Annotated in this window: 20 protein-coding genes; 19 read left to right on the top strand and 1 reads right to left on the bottom strand. The window is 33.6% G+C overall.

The window, feature by feature from the left end; all coding sequences use genetic code 11:
• The first annotated feature begins 7 nt into the window (after nucleotides 1-7).
• The 18 genes from ABN217_RS15825 (at nucleotide 8) to ABN217_RS15740 (ending at nucleotide 17,495) form a co-directional block, all read left to right on the top strand.
• Nucleotides 8-535: a fimbrial protein gene (locus ABN217_RS15825; protein WP_349440171.1), complete on the top strand. Its 528-nt coding sequence runs from the start codon at nucleotides 8-10 to the stop codon at nucleotides 533-535.
• 8 nt (nucleotides 536-543) lie between these two features.
• Nucleotides 544-1,236 carry a fimbrial biogenesis chaperone gene (locus tag ABN217_RS15820; protein ID WP_197269355.1) on the top strand — a complete coding sequence of 231 codons (693 nt, stop codon included), beginning with the start codon at nucleotides 544-546 and terminating at the stop codon, nucleotides 1,234-1,236.
• Nucleotides 1,237-1,240: 4 nt separating this feature from the next.
• A complete protein-coding gene (locus tag ABN217_RS15815) occupies nucleotides 1,241-1,987 on the top strand; it encodes a fimbrial biogenesis chaperone (protein ID WP_349439758.1) in 747 nt (248 codons plus the stop codon).
• 34 nt (nucleotides 1,988-2,021) lie between these two features.
• Nucleotides 2,022-4,607, top strand: a complete 2,586-nt coding sequence (locus ABN217_RS15810; RefSeq protein WP_349459608.1) for a fimbria/pilus outer membrane usher protein — start codon at nucleotides 2,022-2,024, stop codon at nucleotides 4,605-4,607.
• A gap of 35 nt (nucleotides 4,608-4,642) precedes the next feature.
• Complete coding sequence (locus tag ABN217_RS15805; RefSeq protein WP_340896033.1) at nucleotides 4,643-5,809, top strand: hypothetical protein; 1,167 nt, start codon at nucleotides 4,643-4,645, stop codon at nucleotides 5,807-5,809.
• 426 nt (nucleotides 5,810-6,235) lie between these two features.
• Nucleotides 6,236-7,948, top strand: coding sequence for a ShlB/FhaC/HecB family hemolysin secretion/activation protein (locus ABN217_RS15800; RefSeq protein ID WP_349459607.1), 1,713 nt, complete (start codon nucleotides 6,236-6,238; stop codon nucleotides 7,946-7,948).
• 81 nt (nucleotides 7,949-8,029) lie between these two features.
• Nucleotides 8,030-8,842: a two-partner secretion domain-containing protein gene (locus ABN217_RS15795; RefSeq protein ID WP_349459606.1), complete on the top strand. Its 813-nt coding sequence runs from the start codon at nucleotides 8,030-8,032 to the stop codon at nucleotides 8,840-8,842.
• The gene (locus tag ABN217_RS15790; protein WP_349459612.1) at nucleotides 8,811-10,097 is read left to right on the top strand and encodes a VENN motif pre-toxin domain-containing protein; all 1,287 of its coding nucleotides are present in this window, start codon (nucleotides 8,811-8,813) and stop codon (nucleotides 10,095-10,097) included. The genes ABN217_RS15795 and ABN217_RS15790 overlap by 32 nt, the downstream gene beginning before the upstream one ends.
• A complete protein-coding gene (locus tag ABN217_RS15785) occupies nucleotides 10,097-10,696 on the top strand; it encodes a hypothetical protein (RefSeq protein WP_196553278.1) in 600 nt (199 codons plus the stop codon). Before ABN217_RS15790 ends, ABN217_RS15785 begins: the two co-directional genes overlap by 1 nt.
• Before the next feature lie 190 nt (nucleotides 10,697-10,886).
• Nucleotides 10,887-12,551, top strand: a complete 1,665-nt coding sequence (locus ABN217_RS15780; RefSeq protein WP_349459605.1) for a VENN motif pre-toxin domain-containing protein — start codon at nucleotides 10,887-10,889, stop codon at nucleotides 12,549-12,551.
• A gap of 56 nt (nucleotides 12,552-12,607) precedes the next feature.
• Nucleotides 12,608-12,943 (top strand): hypothetical protein, encoded by a 336-nt coding sequence (locus ABN217_RS15775; RefSeq protein ID WP_349459604.1) that lies wholly within the window; start codon nucleotides 12,608-12,610, stop codon nucleotides 12,941-12,943.
• A gap of 514 nt (nucleotides 12,944-13,457) precedes the next feature.
• Nucleotides 13,458-13,631 (top strand): DNA/RNA non-specific endonuclease, encoded by a 174-nt coding sequence (locus ABN217_RS15770; RefSeq protein WP_349459603.1) that lies wholly within the window; start codon nucleotides 13,458-13,460, stop codon nucleotides 13,629-13,631.
• A complete protein-coding gene (locus tag ABN217_RS15765) occupies nucleotides 13,628-13,960 on the top strand; it encodes a hypothetical protein (RefSeq protein ID WP_349439766.1) in 333 nt (110 codons plus the stop codon). Before ABN217_RS15770 ends, ABN217_RS15765 begins: the two co-directional genes overlap by 4 nt.
• Nucleotides 13,961-14,983: 1,023 nt before the next feature.
• Nucleotides 14,984-15,334, top strand: a complete 351-nt coding sequence (locus tag ABN217_RS15760; RefSeq protein ID WP_349459602.1) for a hypothetical protein — start codon at nucleotides 14,984-14,986, stop codon at nucleotides 15,332-15,334.
• Nucleotides 15,335-15,450: 116 nt separating this feature from the next.
• Complete coding sequence (locus tag ABN217_RS15755; protein ID WP_349459600.1) at nucleotides 15,451-15,696, top strand: hypothetical protein; 246 nt, start codon at nucleotides 15,451-15,453, stop codon at nucleotides 15,694-15,696.
• Between the two features lie 26 nt (nucleotides 15,697-15,722).
• Entirely contained in the window at nucleotides 15,723-15,863 is a 141-nt protein-coding gene (locus ABN217_RS15750; protein ID WP_349459599.1) for a hypothetical protein, read from the top strand.
• Nucleotides 15,847-16,086 (top strand): hypothetical protein, encoded by a 240-nt coding sequence (locus ABN217_RS15745; RefSeq protein WP_196553273.1) that lies wholly within the window; start codon nucleotides 15,847-15,849, stop codon nucleotides 16,084-16,086. Before ABN217_RS15750 ends, ABN217_RS15745 begins: the two co-directional genes overlap by 17 nt.
• Before the next feature lie 1,022 nt (nucleotides 16,087-17,108).
• The gene (locus ABN217_RS15740) at nucleotides 17,109-17,495 is read left to right on the top strand and encodes a hypothetical protein (RefSeq protein ID WP_082151817.1); all 387 of its coding nucleotides are present in this window, start codon (nucleotides 17,109-17,111) and stop codon (nucleotides 17,493-17,495) included.
• Nucleotides 17,496-17,694: 199 nt separating this feature from the next.
• Here the strand turns inward: ABN217_RS15740 and ABN217_RS15735 are convergent, their stop codons facing one another.
• Nucleotides 17,695-19,344: an alpha-keto acid decarboxylase family protein gene (locus ABN217_RS15735; protein WP_349459598.1), complete on the bottom strand. Its 1,650-nt coding sequence runs from the start codon at nucleotides 19,342-19,344 to the stop codon at nucleotides 17,695-17,697.
• A 148-nt stretch (nucleotides 19,345-19,492) separates the two neighbouring features.
• On the opposite strand from ABN217_RS15735, the gene ABN217_RS15730 reads away from it, so the two are divergent.
• Entirely contained in the window at nucleotides 19,493-20,380 is an 888-nt protein-coding gene (locus tag ABN217_RS15730; RefSeq protein ID WP_349439773.1) for a LysR family transcriptional regulator, read from the top strand.
• The last annotated feature ends 216 nt before the right edge of the window (nucleotides 20,381-20,596 follow it).

Genomic DNA, 20,596 nt, shown 5'->3' with positions numbered 1-20,596 from the left:
ATTTCTATTGAAAAGGAGTTTGTTAAGTTTATTTATTACACCAATACTATTTATTAGTTTTAGTGCTCAAAGTATTGAATTTGATTTTAAAGTGACCATTGATAAACAGACCTGTAAGCTATCAGTTTCAGGAACAAGTAGTAATGAAGTTGATTTTGGCAGTATTCAATCGAATAAAATTAAAAATAATCTTATAGAGCCTATTCCGATAAAGGTATTACTGAGTGACTGTAAAACGAATGACTTTTTTGATACTTATGTGACGATGAAGGCAAAAAGTACTTTAAATACGATTACTTTTAATGATGATCTCAATAAAAGCTTTGGTATTAGAGTATCAAGTAAAAATAATGTTGCTCAATCTAATACTAATACGGATTTTTTTAAATCTGAAGATACTGTTTGGAATAACATAAGTAAAGATAAATTAGAAAAAACACTTTATACCTATGTCAAATGCAAAGATCCCACTGTTTGTGATCCCGAATCTGGAGAGTTTTCGGCAACATTAACTTTTTCGTATATCGTTGATTAAGATATTATATGAATAATTTTTTTATAAAAATCTCTGTCATTTTAATATTAGCTTTTAGTTATTTTAATGCTAACGCTCAAGGGGTTAGTTTAGGCAAAACACGGGTTATTTTTTCTGAAGGTAGTTCAAGTGAAAGTGTATATATTTCAAATGATGATAATCAACCTTATTTAATACAAGCTGGCGTTACTGAAAAAATTGATGGGAATTTGTCATCTAATTTTATCGTTACTCCTCCTGTATTTCGTTTAGAAAGCAAGAGTGTATCATCTTTACGTATCTTATTAAAAGACACTCAAGATTTATCCAGCAATAAAGAGTCACTCTTTTATTTGAATACAAAAATTATACCATCTACTAAACGACCTAATGAAAGTGAATTACAGGAATCAAAATTAGTATTAATAACTAATTTTGTGATTAAAGTAATTTATCGACCTGAAAATATAGCTAGGCCTTTAGAACAAGATTATAAAAAAGTTTTTATTAAAAAACAGGAAGGAAAGTGGTTTTTAGATAATCCAACTCCATATTATATGACATTGACATCAATTACAGTTAATAATGAAAAGTATAATAAAACTTTCTTGTTGGCACCTTATAGTAAAACTGAATTAGTAGAACTTTCAATAAAAGAAGCTAGCTGGCATATAATTAACGACTATGGTGAGTTATCAAAAGAATTCAAATATAAGGATTAATGAAATGAACGTTTTGAATAGTCGTATTTTTTTTATTACTATTTTGGTCTTAGGTTTTTTTTATTGCCAATTAGCATGGCCTGCAAATAATGCATTTGAATTTTCATTACAAAGAATGACATATAATGAAGGTAGTAAAAGCATCTCTATCGGTTTAAGAAATAATGAAAAAAAAGCGTATCTTGTTCAAGCTAGTATGAGATGGTTAGATGAATCTACAGGGTTACAATTAATTGATAAAAAAGAGAATCCTCCTTTTATTTTAACTCCGCTATTACAAAAAATAGAACCTGAAGAATACTATGAGTGGGTAATTAAGTTTACTGGTTCAGAAAGTGCGTTATCAACAGATAGAGAGAGTGTTTATATTTCTCAATTTCGATTAATACCATCCACATCTGAAGAAACACCAAATGTGCAGATGAACTTTATTAGGGCATTAAACTTTAAAGTATATTATCGACCAAAATCTCTTGAAGGTATAAAAATAAAAGATGCAGAAAAAAAATTAACATTCTCAATTGATGGTAATAAAATAATTGCTAAAAATGATTCACCTATTTATCTAGCTTTTAACACAATAAAGATAAATGGAAAAGAGATCGAACTGCAAGAGTTATCGAAAAATGTGCCTCCATTTGGTACGCAAGAATACTTATTTTTAAATAAAGAAAATATTACATCTATTCATTGGCAAGTATTAGATGAATTTATGTTCCCATTAGATGAAAAAATGAAAACAGTAAATTAATAAATTTATAAAGCCAAATATTAAGAGTGTAAAAATGAATAAATCAATGGCAATGTTTAGATACAGTTTTTTTACATCACTTATTTTGCTCTCATTTAATTCTTTTTCAGAGGATTATTTTGATCCCGCATTACTTGATGGACAATTAGGTGCATCTGCAAATGAAATTGATTTAAGCCAATTTTCACAAAAAGATGCGTTACCTGAAGGTGAAATATCTTTGTTAGTTTATGTCAATAATAATAACAATGGTGAATTCGTCATTAATTTAGTAAAAGGGCCTAATAATAAAGTGGTACCTGAAATAACCAGAGAGTTATTAGATAAATTAGGTGTTAATACTAAGGTAATACCTAAATTAAATGCGTTAAAAAACGATCAGGTGATTTATGATATTAACGAATATATTCCTGATGCATTAATAAAAGTAAATTTATCTGAATTAAAACTAATCACTAGTTTTCCTCAAATTGTTATGTCTAATGATGTCGTTGGCTATATTGATCCAGCCTCTTTTGATAGTGGTGTTACTGCCATGTTTATCAATTATATGTTTAGTGGAGGCCATTCTTCTAACGATAGTCATTCTGATAAAATGAATAATAATGGAAAACAAAAAAATGATAATTTCTTTGCTCAACTAAGAGCTGGGTTTAATCTTTATGATTGGCGTTTACGTTCTACAATGACACAGACGTATACCCGAAATTCAAATAATGCAGAGACTCAAAGTAATAATAGTAATAAATTTTCTAATACATACCTTTCACGTAATCTTTATTCTTTACGGTCGGAATTTATAATTGGTGAAACTACAACTGGAAATGATGTCTTTGATAGTATTCCAATGAAAGGTATGCGTTTAGTTTCTAACGAACAAATGTTACCAGCGAGTCAACAAGGTTTTGCTCCAGATGTGAGTGGGATTGCTCAATCTAATGCCCAAATTACTATCCGACAAAATGGGAATGTTATTTATCAAACTTATGTTGCACCCGGCGCATTTAAAATAACGGATCTTTATGCGAGTGGCTCAGGGGGGAACTTGGATGTCACAGTGAAAGAAGAAGATGGTTCAGAAAGGACATTTACCGTTGCTTTTTCATCATTACCCGTAATGTTAAGACCGGGGGGATGGAAATATGAAATTAGTACTGGGCGATTTGATGGTGGCACAACGGTTGGCTCTAAAAAGGCAGATTTTTTGCTTGCCAGCGGTATTTATGGTTTACCTTATGATGTCACTCTTTATGGTGGGTTATTAGGGGCGAAAGATTATTACGCTATTTCCTCTGGGATAGGAATTTCATTAGGTAATTGGGGGGCTCTGTCTACAGATATCACCCATGCTCATGCTGACTTTAATACCATAGGCTCTCAAAATGGGCAATCTTATCGATTCCGTTATTCTAAAAATATGACTACTACCGGAACCTCTGTTGACTTAACAGCATTACGTTTTTCAACTAAAGATTATTACGATTTTAATCAATTTAATACTGAAGATTATCGGTTAAAAGATGGTACTTCACCGTGGTTAGGTGAACGAGAAAAAAGTCGTTTTACAACTTCATTATCACAATCATTAGGTCAATACGGTAGTATTTATTTATCTGGTAGCCGTTATAATTATTGGGAACAAGATAAGAATGTTACTCAACTTACGACAGGCTATAATGGTAATATTCATGGTATTAACTTTGGCATTAATTACAGTATTGATAGAATAAAATCAGATGACAGCTGGCCTGAGAACAGGCAAATTAGTTTTAATGTGAGTGTTCCATTTAGTGTGTTTAGTAATTCGCCTGCGCTTAGTAATTTTAATAGCACTTACATGATAAACCATGATAATAATGGAAGAACTAATCAGCAAGTTGGATTATCTGGTAGTGCATTTGATAACTCTTTATCTTATGGTATTTCTCAATCTTGGGCTAACCAAGGCCAGCCTAATAATGGCTCAGCATATGCTAATTATTCAGGTAACTACGGTACATCCTCTCTAAATTATAATTATTCAAGTGACTATTATAATGTTAATGGCAGCATGAATGGTGGTTTACTTTTACATTCAGGTGGTTTGTTGCTGGGTAGAAGTATGGGTAATAGTATGGCTATTGTTGAAGCGCCTGGAGCAAAAGGAACTGAGTTAAGTTCAGGAAATGGTGCGATTAATGGTCAGGGATATGCGTTATCACCATATCTTACAGAATACCGCCAAAACACAATTGCATTAAATGTCAATACATTGCCTGATAATACGACTCTACAATCAACATCTCAAAATGTAGTTCCGACAAAAGGCGCTATTGTTAAGGTTGCCTTTAAAACAAAGATTGGCTTCCAAGCTATTTTAAATCTTTCTCAGAATAAAAGTGTTGTCCCATTTGGTGCTATTGCTACGTTAATTGATGCTGATAATCCTAATGATTTGAATACAGGTATTGTTGGTGAAAATGGTCAGCTTTATATGAGTGGACTTCCTGATAATGGCAAGCTGTTAGTGAAATGGGGTAATAAAATCCAGCAAAGTTGCAACGTTTCATATAGTGGCTTAAGTAATATTGAAGTCAATAGCAAGCAACCAATAAGAATTTTATCTCTTTCTTGCCAATAAAAAATAATCCTTATTTTATAGGTGGATGCAGAACTATGAAAATACGTAATTTAATGATGGCATCACTGACTTCAGTATTAATGACTTCGTCATTTAATATTTTAGCTGGAACAGATAGGGGGGCTATGACATTAAACTTAACTGGGGTGATTGATATGAACATTAGCCCCACTCAAGTTCAATATATAAATGGTACATTGAGTGGAACTAGTAGTTTTCCTGGGAGTCCTGTTTATGATAGTAGCAGTAACTCTTCCTGGGATACTAAGTATGCGATTATTTCATTAAGTCAGTCAAAAACGAGATGTGATGCCACATTTGTTTCTAAAATTCCTGGGCAAACTAATAAATATGGTCTGAAGTTAACGCATGCCAATAATTCAGGGACTGCAGTATATGTAACACCACAATTTAACTTCAATGTCAGTTTATCTAATTTTAGCTCTAATTATCAAAGTGCTTATTCAGGACAATTTTTTCAGGTAAACAGTAATCTTGTTGATAAAGAATCATCTAGTATTAATGTATGTTTTGTGCCATATAATTATGCAACAACAGCAGTTCCTGGTGGTGGTTCAAAAGTTATTAGCGTCACAACACCAAGTTCATTTCCTGTTTATATTGATGCTAATTTAACGCCAGGTAAGTTAACGTATAGAGGTACTCCTTTTTATGTAGGTAGTTTTGGTCGGAGTGCTAGTGGTGACTTTTTTGCACAAGTTAACGTAATTGCAGATGTAACAGTAAAACGTTCTTGTGCTGTTACTGGTGTATCTAATCAACAAATTAATGAAAATATGACATTTACGAATGAAGTCATTAAAGATTCTGTATTTACACTATCCTGTGGTGGTACAGGTAACCCTGTAAATATGTCTGCGGTGATTAAAGAGGGAAGTTTAGATCCAAGTAATGTAAATAAATTAGTCTTAGCACCTATTAATGGTACTGTATCTAACAAAAAACCTTGGGTTATAGGATTGCCTTATAAGCAAACTTCAACACCGAATTTAAAATGTGCTGATGAAAATAATAACAATTTATTAAAGTTCAATAATACAGATATCGAGCTAAAAGGAACCAATATGGGGAATAACCAACCTGATATATTTGGTATCAAATGGGCTCTTTGCAAACCAGATGGCACAAAAGCGGGTGAATATCGCGGAAAAGTGGATGTGAATATTTTTGTCCGTGGATAAAGATAGTGTTTTAAAAAAAGTGGATCATAGGGTCCACTTTTTTTATGAAAGATATTTTTACCTCTATTAATTCAACTTAAAATTTTATTTCAAATCGAATAAATATTTCAATTACAAACTATTTTAAATTAGATTGTTTAAACTAAATAAATGATCAATTTTTTATTTTAAATAAAATTTATTTTAATTTTTATAATTAAATAAGCTTAACATTAATTAACTTGTTAAGTGATTTTTGTGATTATATAAGACTAATTTTTTAACATAAGTTGATTTTTTTAATCTTTATATTCTAAAAGTTATGGTGTTTTATTTGTTATTCATTTTTTGATATTTACTTTATATATTTTAATATCAATAATGTTAAAGATTAGATGTATCATAAATAAATATGATTAAAATCACAGACCCTATTTATTGCACAATATGAAAAAAATTATACTCTTTTTAAAATTATGGTTATTTTTTGCGCTATTTAATATTCCCATATCTTCAGCTGATACTTCTGAGAAAACGACTGAAATATTTAATCAGCAACAACAACATAATCAAAGTCAACAAGAAGCGCTTTATCAACAATTAATACCTGAAGTACCTAATATATATTTTGATATTAGCCAATATGAAAAAATAGAGCATAAAACAGAAGAAAAGCTTTGTTTCCAAATAGAACATATTGAAATAACCAATGCAGAAGTTATTCCTCATTGGGTTAATTTATCTCGTTTTAAAACAGAATTTATAGGGCAATGTTTGGGTATAAAAGGAATAAATACCGTTGTCACTCGAATGCAAAATCGTCTATTAATGCATGGGTGGATCACCACACGTATTGTTGTACCTGAACAAGATATTAGTCGTGGAACATTATATTTAACAATAGTTCCGGGGATTATTCGTAATGTTAAATTTACTGATGACTCTGATAAATACGCCTTGTTGTATACCAGTATGCCTGCGCATAAAAAACAGTTACTCGATTTACGAGATATTGAACAAGGGCTAGAAAACCTACAGCGATTGCCGGTTGTGAGTGCTGAAATGGAAATTAAACCAGGGAAAAATGCAGGGGAAAGCGATATTGTGATAAAACGAAAACAATCTCGTTTCTGGCATACTTCATTATGGATCAATGATGCCGGATCGCCTGCAACAGGGCGTTATCAAGGTGGCTTAATGTTAGCACTAGATAATCCTTTAGCGCTGAGTGATTTGTTCTATTTATCAACAGAACGTGATTTAGACTTCGCTGGGAATAAAAATAATCAAAATATTATGGCGCATTACTCTGTGCCTTTTGGGTATTGGCTATTTGATATTAACGCTTCTAAATATGATTATTCCCAAACAGTTGCAGGTCATATCAAAGATATTCTCTATTCAGGTGAAAGTGAGAGTATTAATGCGGGTGTGTCATACACTCTTTTTCGTAATCAGAAAAGTAAAACGACCTTACGTTATGCTATCCAAGCTAAAGTTTTACGCAATTATGTTGATAATACTGAAATTGAAATTCAGCGGCGAAGGGTTAGTCACTGGTTAATTAACTTATCTCACCGCCAATATTTTAGTTTTGCGACCTTTGATGCCAGCATTAATTATCAAAAAGGAACACGCTGGTTTGGTTCAGTCGCAGCGTATGAAGAACAATATCGTGATAATTATTATGCAACAGATAAAGCTGATATTTTAACATGGCGTGCTGAATTAGATATTCCAATGTCTATTGCTCAGCAGCAATTTAAATACCAAGTAAGTTATCGTAAACAAATGACGCACGATGCATTAACGCCCATTGATCAGTTTGCAATCGGAAATCGTTGGACTATTCGTGGATTTGATGGTGAAAGAACACTGAGCGCTAATGAAGGTTGGTATTTACAAAATACATTAAGTTGGCAATACCCTAAATCAGAACAATTTATTTATTTTGGTACTGATTATGGTGAACTAAAAACCAACGCGAATAATCCTCGATTATTAGGTAAACATCTTGCTGGTGGTGTCGTGGGCATAAAAGGCTCGTTATTTTCATCCATAATAAAATATGATTCGTTTATTGGTACGCCATTATCTAAACCAGACGGATTTAAAACGGATCATGTTAATTTAGGATTTAGTATTAACTTTAATTATTAAAATACAGCATTAACTTAAATATTAAATAAAAAATAATAATTAAATGAAATTTATATTGTCTTTTTGGCAAGGATCTCACACATGAATAAATTATGTTATCGCGTTATTTATAATCGTACTCTACAATTAATGGTTGTCGTTTCTGAATTAACGAAATCTTGTGGCGAAAGCAATAAGCGAAATAGCCTTTTTGCCTCATCTATCCGTACTTCACTTAATAGTGTCGCCTTTATTCTATTAGTGATGCAGGGATTAGTGAGTTTTTCAGCACAAGCGAGCCAGATTATTGCTGATCAACAGGCTCCTCAAAATCAACAAGCCACAGTATTGCAAACAAGCAATGGTTTAGCTCAAGTTAATATTCAACAACCCAATCCACATGGAGTATCACGTAACCAATTTACGCAATTTGATGTGGATAATAAAGGTGCGATCCTTAATAACAGTCTGCAAGATACGCAAACTCAATTAGCGGGCATGGTAACGGGCAACCCTTGGCTTGTTAATGGTGAAGCTAACGTTATTTTAAATGAAATTAATAGCCAAAATCCGAGCCAGCTTAATGGTTTTATTGAAGTTGCTGGCAAACGAGCTGAAATTATTATTGCCAACCCAGCAGGAATTAGTTGCCAAGGATGTGGGTTTATTAATGCGGTTAACACCACACTCGTTGCCGGAAATGCGTTAACACAAGAAGGTGCAATAACCGGATATGAAATTAACAATGGTAAAATTGTTATTTCAGAAAATGGATTAAATGACACTGGTAGTGATTACACGCGTATCTTAGCGCGCGCCGTAGAAGTCAATTCACGCATTCAAGCCAATAAATTAGAAATTACGACGGGTAGCCCACGGTTTGGTGAATGCGGGTCTTGCATTAGCAAAAGGTGAAAATGCGGCAGCACAAGCCGCTGGTGCGATGACCGGTGAAACGGTGGGTATTTTATCGCACTCACTTTATGGCAAAACGCCAGAGGAACTGACCGAGGCTGAAAAGCAGAATATAAGTGCATGGGCAACGTTAGCTTCCGGCATTGCCGGCGGTTTAATCAGCGATAATAGCGCCGGAGTTGCCAATGCCGCCCAAGCCGGGAAAGTGGTGGTTGAGAATAATGCGATAGGTGCTACTAAGCCAATCATAAAAGGCTTAGAAAAGGGTTACGAATCATGCATGAAAAATGTGACCTGTCGAAATAGTCTTATGCAATTAGGGGTAAATTTTGGTTTAACATCAGCACAAATTCAAGAAGCCATAGACGCAGGAAACGCTGCTAGAAATGGTGATATAGAAGCTATGAGGAACCTTTTACCGGAACAGGTTGCTTATATTGATGAACAAATAATTCATGACAAAGGGCTCGCAAGGTTAATATTTGGATCTGAACCTTGGGGTGACAGACTTGGTATACCATCACATACTGGTGGCAATCAGATACCAGACCAAGGGCAGAATAATACTGGTGGTAACCAAATACATGATCAGCTTTGGACGGATACTGGTGGTGACCAGATACCTAAACCAAGAGATAACTTTACAGAAACACCACTACCCGAAAAACCAACACTAGATGATGTTGTCTATCTGGACAAGATCACTCAAGGTGAACATGCAATAGAAGATGCTCTGAAAAAGAATTTAGAAGTAAGTCAGAAAGGAAATGAATCTTCGAAGTTTGGTGATTATTTAACTAAAGAAGAACAAATATTTGCGACTAAGGCTCATCAAGAACTTATCAATGAAATAGGTAAGTTTAAATCTAATACTCAAGCTGAAAAAATTGCAACAATGATTGGTGCTTACGATTCTAAAACAGGTAAAACAGCCGTAGGATATAGCAATAAAGAAATTACTGCAGATTCGCTACACCCAACAACAGTAGATTATATTAAGAAACAGTTAGGAGTCGAAATAGGTGAGTTTACTCATTTTTGTAAAAATAAAGTTGGTGCATGTGCTGAGGTATCGGCGGCAGATTCATTGGTTCGCCAAGGTGCTAAACCTGAAAATATTAAATTTACTGATGCATTAAGACCTAAAGCATTTAGGCAAGCATCTAGTCAAAAGAATGGAAATTTAAATTCAGAAAAGATAATTATTGAAACATGCGATAATTGTAAAGTCACATGGCCAAAGGAAATAAAATAATGAATACATCAAACAGTCATTGGGAACCCGGTTTTGGTACTATTTATACTTGGTTTGCAATGGATAAAAATGGAAAGATAGCTGTAATGGTTAATAATTGTTGGGGCTGGTTACCTAACTCTCTTTTATCAATTAATAACTTTGAAAATTTATTAGATGAACTCAATGAATTTAAGTGGGAAGAATCAGAAAAATATACTACATATCCTGAAAATAAAAATGGAAAAACTATTCTTGATTTATATTCATCTCTTGTATATCGAGGTTTCAAACATAGAGAAGATATTGAATATTGGGTAAATAGGCATCTGAGTGGAGAACTTAATGAAATTAATATGCCATCTAGAAAAGGCTTTTTTATATATCACGGTATAGAAGGTAATATGGAAGGGGAAGATTATCCGGTTGGTTTTACTGGAAAAACTAAAATGGGTGATTATTTTAGGTACTTAGTACCAACGATATACGCTTCAATCTATGACTTTCCTGAAGAATTACGTCATGGAATAGCCGTTTCTGATACAGTAGATTTTACTCTCAATAGAGTATTGGATAACGATAAAATTGATGAATACTTTCCAAGAATGTATAGCAAGTAATAGTATTACTAAGGATATTTTAGCGTAAGCGAAGATCTCCTTAAGTTTTTATACGTTACTCACTCCTTATTCAACCAGATAGTCAACTGTTTAGTTTAGCCATGTTGGGGAACCGTATTCCCACATGGTTCCGTGTTAACTTGTTATTTAATCAGCCTTATTTGCAGGCAATCAAGGGTTTGATATTAGCGTGGGTAAACATACCCAACTTGATGGTGCTGTGATCAGCAGTACCGCAGAGGCTAAAAATAATCAGCTTGATACAGGCACATTAGGCTTTAGTGATATCCATAACTACGCAGAATATAAAGTTGAGCATCAATCTGGTGGTGTAAGTACTTCTGGTGGTGTTGAAGGTAATATGCTGGCGAATATGGGGCACGCTTTAGCAATGGCAGGCAACCATAGTGACAGCGCTGAAAACAGCACCCAATCTGCGGTATCACAAGGCACATGGACAATACGTGATAGCGACAATCAACAGCAAGATATCGCGCAATTAAGCCAAGATACCGACAACGCCCACAGCACGTTAAATAAAATTTTCGACAAAGAAAAAGAGCAAAACCGCCAACAGAAACAGCAATTAGTGGGTGAAATTGGTGCACAGGTTATCGATTTGGCAACCACGGTTGATACCATTCGTGGTACTCATCAAGCGAAAGAAGATTCAAGACTCGACAATCTTTCTGATACGGCTTACGACAATATTTACCAAGCCCTTTCTGAAACTAAAGATAACGTTACTGAACGTGATGTTCAAAATTACCTCTTCCAACAACGTTTACAAGATTACACCAACCAGTCTGACTTTGGCACGGGCGGTAAATACAACCGAGCAATCCAAGCAGTCACGGCATTTACACAAGGTATGATGGGCAATAGCATTGTTACCGCGATTGCAAATGGTTCCGCCCCTTATCTTGCCCATGAAGTGAAAAACCAAATTCAAGGCAATCGTGTTGAAAGTGATATTCAGCGCACGATAGCGCATGGTTTACTCAATGCGGGTCTTGCACTGGCAAAAGGTGAAAATGCCTTAGTGCAAGCCGCTGGGGCAATGACCGGCGAAACGGTGGATATTTTATCGCATTCACTTTATGGCAAAACCCCCGAAGAACTTACCGAGGCTGAAAAGCAGAATATAAGTGCATGGGCAACGTTAGCTTCCGGCATTGCCGGCGGTTTAATCAGCGATAATAGCGCCGGAGTTGCCAATGCCGCCCAAGCCGGGAAAGTGGTGGTTGAGAATAATTATCTGAGTTTTGATGAGGCTCGTGCGTTTGATAAAGAAATGACAATATGTAAAGCAGCTGGTGAGAATTGCCAGCCTATCATTGACAAATATGCCAAAATTCATGGAAAAAATTCAGAAGAATTTAGAAAGGCATGCCAAAGAAACTCATTAGAATGCACAGCTGGCTATGAAAGGCTCAAGCTGAATGGAGGAATTTCGGCGGCCGAGAGACCAACATGGCTTTATGGTTCTTTAGATAATGAAGATGTTAGAAATGCTGTATTGTATATTAATAATCAGGATATTGAATTTGCTAATAAACACTCAGATAACTGGGACAGATTTGCCTCCTTTGTTGGAGAGCCAGAAAATGTTTTCGGATTGTACCTAGGTGGCAGGGCATTATTTAATTCAGCAGCCTCAGCAGAGGCTAAACTGATAGGAACTGGATTGAGTATGAGTGCAAATGCAGGTGTACAAATATACAACGGTAATACTGGTGATAAATTTGATTATCTAAGCTTTGGGCTAGCAGGCTTTACCGGTTGGACAGGAACAGGTCGAAATCTACATTCCAATGTTCAATTAAACGCAGGTAGTGCTTATTTGTTCAATTAAACGCAGGTAGTGCTTATTTAGGGAGTAAAATAGCAGGCGAAAATTCAGAAGCTGCAGTGGTTGGAGCTATATTTGGAACAACGCTGGGGTATGGGCTTGGTTTTGGGGTCACTAATTATTGGGAAAAGCAATTGATTAAGCGTCATTTTGGTATGCCAGTAAGCCGTTATGCATTAAAGTATACTGAAATACCTTTTTATTCCAATTATATATCGCAGGAATTTACATTACCCCCATTTCCTGGGATTGCAGGAGGTGCTTTGGGTTCTGGTTTTCTGGAATATAGTGGAGCAGGGATGAACAGTAATATTACAAGTGATCAAATAATAGAAAAAAATGATATTAGTAATAAAATGACTAGTGATAAAGTGAATCAAGAGGATAAACGTTAATGAAACTATCATTTAACCACTTAATTTTATTGATTTTTATTTGTATTATTACATGTTCGTTAGGTTTTGTAGCGTCTGAGTGGCTACTGACTAATAAGAGCGTATATCAGCTTAATTGGATAGATAGCTTGGAGCTTGGTAGTCTACTTGGTGGGGGGATTGGCATTACTTTTTGGTTAATGTTTCACTTTAATATTAAATGATGCGTTTGTTTAAATAATTATATTCATCAGTAGTATTATCTTTTTTTTAGTAGAATTTTTTTATTTTATTCAGATAATCCAAATTTACTTAAAGTCAATGAAATAAAAAACATTATAGAGTTAGCGATATCAACCGAAATGACTAATACAGAATCCCAAGAAAAAATTAACAATATTAGTGAACAGAAAAGAGACTAAATAATAAATTAATTATATTCTATAAAAAATTTTTTTGTTCATGTTTTTAGTGTCTGGTGAAAAATAAACATAGTGTAAATGGATTCTAATTTAAATCGTAGTGAATGGAAAAAATGGAGAATATATGGGCAAGATCGTTAAAAGATAATAAAGAGATAAGTGTTAAGATAGAGCCTGTATATATAGAAAATGGTGATAGACCAAGTAGTATTAACGTTACATACAAAATAGGGAATGAACCTCATAAAGAAAAAATGTTTATTAATGAACCTAAAGGTGAAAAATGAAAACAGATCAGGAAATATATAATAATATAGGTGTGTTATTATATGATATAGCTCCTAATGGTGCTAAAAAGATAAATATGAGGGCTAGTTTATCAGTGGAAGGTAATACATGTGAATATGAATATGATTATATTGATAATGAAAATTTATTAAAATGGTTTACAGCTGGTGGTGTTGCAAATACAAAGATGCTTCACTATTTGGTTGAATTAAGAAACTATTATATAGAAAATAATTTAACTAATGGTCTACCTATTTGGAAAGGCTGTGAAGTAACTTTAGATTTGGAAACAATGAAAATTAATATGGATTTTAGGTACGAAGATTAAAGTAAGATACTCCAAAATTGTAATTTATATTGTGTATTTGCCTGCTTTTGATGTGTTAGTTTATAATTAAAAGTAGGCAACTTTAGACGAAGTTTTTTAGAGTGTTTTTTTACCTGCGTTCGTAAAAGAAATGAATAATCGAAATTGACTTTAATAAGTTGATTCGAAAGCCTCTAATTAAATTGTTTAATGTGAGTTAAATAGCGAGTAGATATAGTATTTGGAAATAATTATTTAAAACTGAGCTGTTTATAGTATTGGTTATATTTAAATGAAAATATTCTTTGGGCTATATAGAAGAACAGGTTAAGAATATGAGTATTCTAATATTATCTACGGCTATGAATGGAGTGCAAATATTCAAATTTTATGACAGAAAGCTTTAAATTAAGTCCTCTCCCAGGGATTGTAGGTGGGGCAGCTAGTTCATTTGAATTAGAGCTAAGTGGTAGTCTATTAGGATGATATATTATGAAAAATAAGGATGTTAAAGAGGATAACAATGAAGATCAACATTATTTAGAATTAGATAAAGGTGCATATTAATGAAACTCTCAATATATTCCTTATTTTTTATGATTTTTATATATGGTTTATTTTTTTTCTTTTTTATCTTTATCAGGAGAATGGCTTTTAACAGATCAAAGTATAAACCAATTAGATTGGGTGAATTCTATCAAACTAGGTGGCTTCATTGGTAGCAGTGTTGGAACAGTCGTTTGGATTGTTATGAGATTTAATATTCGTTAGCTTTTGATAGGTTATAAATATAAAAAATTCGCTACAGCGCTACAGAGAGTATAAAACCATAGTGACAGCGCTGAAAACACCACCCAATCTGCGGTATCACAAGGCACATGGACAATACGTGATAGCGACAATCAACAGCAAGATATCGCGCAATTAAGCCAAGACACCGATAACGCCCACAGCACGTTAAATAAAATCTTCGACAAAGAAAAAGAGCAAAATCGCCAACAGAAACAGCAATTAGTGGGCGAAATTGGTGCGCAGGTTATCGATTTGGCAACCACGGTTGATACCCTTCGTGGCACTAATATTGCCAAAGAAGAGTCAAGACTCGACAATCTTTCTGATACGGCTTACGACAATCTCTATCAAGCCCTTTCAGAAATTAAAGATAACGTCACTGAACGTGATATTCAAAACTACCTTTTCCAACAACGCTTACAGGACTATACCAACCAATCTGACTTTGGCACGGGCGGTAATACGTATGGTTACCATAGAGATAATGCGGCTATAGGCGATGCTCCCCTTCAGGTATTGCAGGGAGGTGTAGCAAGCAAAGTTATGGCGCCGTTATTGGGTGGGCAGGCAGAATGGCAACATATTTCTTGGGGGATGGAGTAGGCAAAATGATGCTTACAACCGGAACAATAGGAGCTACAGCAAATGCTGGGATTCAATATGTGTTTACAGGAGAAGTCAACCCGGTGAATGTGGTGTTTGCTTTTGGGACGGGTAGCATGACGGTGTACACGAAATTAGGGGGAACCATTGCTTGGAATGCAGGCATGGGGGGAGCTTTAAGCATGTTTAAAGGTGATGATCTTTCTGCAATCTTTACAAATACGTTCAGTGCAGGTCTTGGTTCTAGTATGGGGTATAGCTTCGCGGGTAAGCCTATCAGTTATGGGGTTAACCAATTGGGATATTGGAAATCTGGAGGTTGGGATCCCAAATACAACCCTAAATTGCAGGGGGAGCTATAAACGGATTATACGGACTTTTGAAGGATATGAAACCGAGCATAGTTCCTAGCATTGCTGGAAATATGGGAGCTGCTTTTATAACAGAAATTACTAATACAGAGATCCAAGAGGAAATTAAATATTTTAATGAACAAAAAAGAGAAAAAGATAATGAGCCAAAAAATTAATTCTATTGAATATTTATTCATTGTAACAATTTTATCTTCCGTTGGGCTATTTTTTATAGGAACATTTTACTATCTCATAATTCGTAGCATTATTGGGTTATTTATTAGTGGTGATTTTATTTTCTCATTTGAAACATTAAAAAAAATAATTAAAGCAAGTGTGGTTTGTGGAATAATAGCTGGTATAGGTAATTGGTTTATAGAATATAAGTTACGTAGATGATGTTAAGATCCCAGTCCAAGTGCTGGGGTTTCAGAATATTTAAATAAAGAGACTAGCGAAGTATTGAAGGAAATCACAATAGAGAACGAAAATGAAAGTAATTAATTATTTTTTAATGTTGTTTTTTTGTTACTTTATACTGGTTTTTATTACATTCTTATTTCTTGGTTTTATTGTTGAATTTATTCATTATATGAAATTAGGTGTTTTTTATATTGATATATTTTTTTTAAAAAAACCGATTGTTTTTGGGGGAGTATTTGGTTTGAGTTTTAGTGGTATTCATCTATTTGTGAATTATTGGGAAAATAAACATTGAGTGGCTAAGTCAATCATTAAATAGATATTAACTTTGTAGTGTCCAGCCAGACATCAGTCTGTAATTATTATCACTAAAGGGCGCAAGACATAATGCTGATTATACGTGATTGGGTAGTATCAATTGTACATAATCTCCTAGTGTTATGTTGAATTGCCCTGTGGTGATGAAGACCATAGTTAATTGAATTATCAACGATCCAGCGTAGCATGTGAGGATAAAGCGATTTCTAACCATAAATTTTAGTAAATTCGATTAATTATCCATGATGTCAGTTTTGGAATCGCTATTTAGTACTAATTCTTTGACGCTAGTTTTTCAAATCTAAATTACGACCAATTTCTACCAAGCCTTTATGATTTTTTAACCAGCATAGGGCGTTTTAGTGGTGGTCTCTTTGGCGATGATCCTCTTCTTTTTTATAGAAATCAAAAAAACAATAAGAGGAAGTATATTGATGTAATCAGGAATGAGAGAGGAACTACCTACTATTCAATAGTATGATTTATTAGATAAAAAATCACTTTTTATCTCAGTGGAAAGTTATACTCAGTACTACTTTTTACTTACAGCAACTGATGATCCTAATAGAATTTATCACTATGATGTAAAAAAACCTTTTGATAGAGATAGTGAGCTTATTATCATTTAACTAAAATATCTATTTCCATATACAAAGTGATTAATTCTCAAGGTGCTTATGATGATGAAGTCTAGTGATAATTTAAAATGGTTGAAAGAAAGTGAACATTATCTCTATGAAAATAATGGTGGAGATTTATTCTACTTATTAGAGACGATGTATAAAATGGAAAAAATGAATTTTAGACAATTTATTTATGATGCATCTAGGGGAATTGGTAATGTTATTTGTGAAGGTTCTGAATATGTATTAGATATGGATTTAGATGATCCCGCTGATTTTCAAGCGGTAACTTTTTTTATTGGTGATTATGAATCTTCAACTATATCACCTAAAAATTTTGTTGAATTAATGCGAGTTATATCAAAAAACTATATAAAAGAAAATCCTCAAGATAAAGATTCGGTAGCATCTTCGATGTCAAAACTTGAATTACGTTATTTATAATTAATAATATAAATTTTGTATTATTAGTAAAATAAAAATCAATTAATTGTAAACTCATGGAATTATAAATTAATTTATATTTTACTATGTTATATTTACATCTAAATAAAGCCTAGCTAAAAAAGATTAAAATAATAGCTAGGCTTTTTTATAGCCTAATAAAATGAGTTTATTTAAGATTTAGTTTTACATGTTTACGTTAAAACGAATAAAGCGAATCTTTAGACTCTTTTAATTTTTGTGCTAATTCAGAAGCTTCATATCGCTCTGTTACTATTTCGATGTAAGAGGCACTTTCTATTGATTCGGCTATTTCAAGTGCTTTATTTAATTCATCTATCGTTGTAACTTTCTCACAATGCCAATCTTTTGCACCGAAAGCTTTAGGCAATTGATGATAATTCCATTGAGCAAGATCGTTATAATAAGCTTCGGGATAATCACACAACAGTCGTTCAATTAAATAACCGTCGTTATTTAAAACAAGAATGATTGGTTTTAGTCCAAAGCGAACAAATTGGCTAATTTCTTGTACGGTTAATTGATGTGAGCCTTCACCTGTAATTAAAATAACGCGTTTTTCAGGCGCAGCAAGTGCAGCACCAAATGAAGCTGGTGTTGCCCAACCAATAGAGCCCCACAGTGTTTGATTATGAAATTGTGCACCTTCGGGTAATAAAGCAAAACCTAATCCCATTGATGAGGTGCCTGTTTCAGCAATAATAATATCATTAGGTTTAAAGAATTTTTCTAAACGAGGATAAAGATATTGAGCCGTAATTTCACCATGTTCAGATAAAACCGCGTTGTTTAACCCTTTAGCCTTTATCTGATGATATTTTTTATAAGGTAGTTGTTTTGTGAGCGCGGAGAGAACATCTTCCATATAAATATCGTCATAAACAACAGAATCAATTTCAACATAATCTGACATGATGCTGATAAATTGCGTTGGTTTAATACTGGCGGTAAAACTACCGGTATTAAAGTCTGTCATCATTGCACCGATCCCTAATATATACTCGCTATTTTCGACAAACTCTCTGACATCAGGCGTCATTAATTTTCCATCGTACATCCCAACATATTGAGCATTAGATTCACTTAATATACTTTTATCCATAAACATAGTGGCGTAAGGTAAACCTGTTTTATCAATAAAAGCTTGGACATTATCTGATAACCTTAAACGTGCGGATAAAATACCGGGTAATACGCAGATATTATTGCTTTGTGTAAGCTTATCAATAATCAGTGATGCCACTTTTTCTAATATTTCTTTATCACTTATTGGTTTTTTCGGTGTGGTAACAGATGTATTTTCTATTACTGGCATCACTGCATAATCAGATGGTAAGCCAATATAAACAGGACGACGTTCTTTTAATGCTGTTGCAATTAAACGCTCCATTTCAGCAATACAATTTTCAGGCGTTAATATTGCATGAGCACACGCAAGACGTTGGGCTAATTGATAGAAAATATCAAAATCGCCATTACCTAAGGTATGGTGAACGAGACGTTTGCTTTTTTGTACGCCACTTGCTGGCATACCCACTAAATGAAAAATAGGTAGATTTTCTGCATAAGAGCCTGCAATAGCATTAATCGCACTTAATTCACCCACACCAAATGTTGTCGATAACGCTGCCATACCTTTAATTCGAGCATAACCATCAGCAGCATAAGCCGCATTTAATTCATTGCAGTTACCAATCCAACGCAGATGGTTGCTATTACAAATTGTGTCTTCAATAGGAAAGGCGTAATCGCCGGCAACGCCAAAAATATCACTTATACCTAAGTCATATAATTGGTTTAAAATATATTCAATAACGGTGTTGTTCATATTATCTCCATAAAATCAGAATAATAATCTCTAAAAATAGAATTATTCATTTATATTATGCTTAATGTTTTATCGCGGATATTATTTGATATGAAATGGTTTATTATTATTGATGGTATAACTAAATGTAATAAGGTAAGTATTGCTAATGGATATTCGCACGCTTCGCTATTTTGTTGAGGTTGTTCAATTAAATGGGTTTAGCCGAGCAGCTGATGCATTGTTTATTACGCAACCTGCGATTAGTCGCAGTATTAAAAAATTAGAAGATGAATTAGGTGTTGTTTTATTAGTGAGAGAGGTCAATGGTGTAAGGTTAACTGATGATGGTGCAATACTTTTTGAACATGCAAAAAAGATACTCACGCAATTTAATAGTATGAATAAAGCTATACAAGACAAGTCTGGACCATTGACAGGGGCATTAAATGTGGGATTACCTCCGGTAATAGCTTCGACATATTTTGCCGACATTATTATGGCATTTAGTTCTCTACACCCTCAGGTTGAACTAAAAATATTTGAATTAGGAACTAAACAAATGGCAGAAGCGATGATAGAGGGAAAAGTAGAAACCGCGGCCGTAGTATTACCTTTTAATAATGATATATTTGAATTAACACCTTTTTCAGAAGAAAGCTTGATGCTATTAGTGTCTCCATCACATCCTTTAGCCATCAAGAAAGAAGTACATTTTAACGAGTTGATTAATGAATCATTTATTTTCTTCTCTGAAGATTTTCGCATTAATGATTTAGTTTATAGTGCCTGTGGTATTTATAATACAACGCCTATTGTTGCGGGACGTAGCAATCATTTAGATTTAATTATAGCGATGGTAAAAGCGGGTGTAGGTGTAACACTACTGCCTAGGAGTATGTGCAATAAAAATCCCATAGGTGATTTAGTGGTACTTCCTGTTGTTGAACCTATATTGTCATATCAATTGGCATTAGCAAATAATAAAAATGGTTATAAAAGTCGAAGTTGCCAAGCATGGGATCGACTAGCAAGAGAAAAGCTAATAATAGAATAAAATAGCAAATTGAGGCTTATCTATATTCTGTTTAAGAAATAAATATCAAAAATATTTTTAAATAACAAAAATGGCTGAACACAAATTATGTTATTTTTTTTGGAAATGTGGATAGCAGTATAAAAGCAGTTATATAAATGATAAGTTTATATTTTGCACGTAGCCTTATGAGTAATAATAAAAGCGAGCAAAATACAAATTAATCAGACAAGACAG

Origin of the sequence: Proteus sp. fly-1067 (genome assembly GCF_040139345.1) — a bacterium.
Lineage (GTDB): Bacteria > Pseudomonadota > Gammaproteobacteria > Enterobacterales > Enterobacteriaceae > Proteus > Proteus vulgaris_B.
This window is presented reverse-complemented; position numbering and strand designations above follow the sequence as displayed.

What these genes read in the sequence shown, in the direction of transcription:
- ABN217_RS15820 (WP_197269355.1), top strand. Translation starts at nt 544, where the DNA reads ATGAATAATTTTTTTATAAAAATCTCTGTCATTTTAATATTAGCTTTT.
- ABN217_RS15815 (WP_349439758.1), top strand. Translation starts at nt 1,241, where the DNA reads ATGAACGTTTTGAATAGTCGTATTTTTTTTATTACTATTTTGGTCTTA.
- ABN217_RS15810 (WP_349459608.1), top strand. Translation starts at nt 2,022, where the DNA reads ATGAATAAATCAATGGCAATGTTTAGATACAGTTTTTTTACATCACTT.
- ABN217_RS15805 (WP_340896033.1), top strand. Translation starts at nt 4,643, where the DNA reads ATGAAAATACGTAATTTAATGATGGCATCACTGACTTCAGTATTAATG.
- ABN217_RS15800 (WP_349459607.1), top strand. Translation starts at nt 6,236, where the DNA reads ATGAAAAAAATTATACTCTTTTTAAAATTATGGTTATTTTTTGCGCTA.
- ABN217_RS15795 (WP_349459606.1), top strand. Translation starts at nt 8,030, where the DNA reads ATGAATAAATTATGTTATCGCGTTATTTATAATCGTACTCTACAATTA.
- ABN217_RS15785 (WP_196553278.1), top strand. Translation starts at nt 10,097, where the DNA reads ATGAATACATCAAACAGTCATTGGGAACCCGGTTTTGGTACTATTTAT.
- ABN217_RS15770 (WP_349459603.1), top strand. Translation starts at nt 13,458, where the DNA reads ATGGAGAATATATGGGCAAGATCGTTAAAAGATAATAAAGAGATAAGT.
- ABN217_RS15765 (WP_349439766.1), top strand. Translation starts at nt 13,628, where the DNA reads ATGAAAACAGATCAGGAAATATATAATAATATAGGTGTGTTATTATAT.
- ABN217_RS15755 (WP_349459600.1), top strand. Translation starts at nt 15,451, where the DNA reads ATGACGGTGTACACGAAATTAGGGGGAACCATTGCTTGGAATGCAGGC.
- ABN217_RS15750 (WP_349459599.1), top strand. Translation starts at nt 15,723, where the DNA reads ATGAAACCGAGCATAGTTCCTAGCATTGCTGGAAATATGGGAGCTGCT.
- ABN217_RS15745 (WP_196553273.1), top strand. Translation starts at nt 15,847, where the DNA reads ATGAGCCAAAAAATTAATTCTATTGAATATTTATTCATTGTAACAATT.
- ABN217_RS15740 (WP_082151817.1), top strand. Translation starts at nt 17,109, where the DNA reads ATGATGAAGTCTAGTGATAATTTAAAATGGTTGAAAGAAAGTGAACAT.
- ABN217_RS15735 (WP_349459598.1), bottom strand. Translation starts at nt 19,344, where the DNA reads ATGAACAACACCGTTATTGAATATATTTTAAACCAATTATATGACTTA.
- ABN217_RS15730 (WP_349439773.1), top strand. Translation starts at nt 19,493, where the DNA reads ATGGATATTCGCACGCTTCGCTATTTTGTTGAGGTTGTTCAATTAAAT.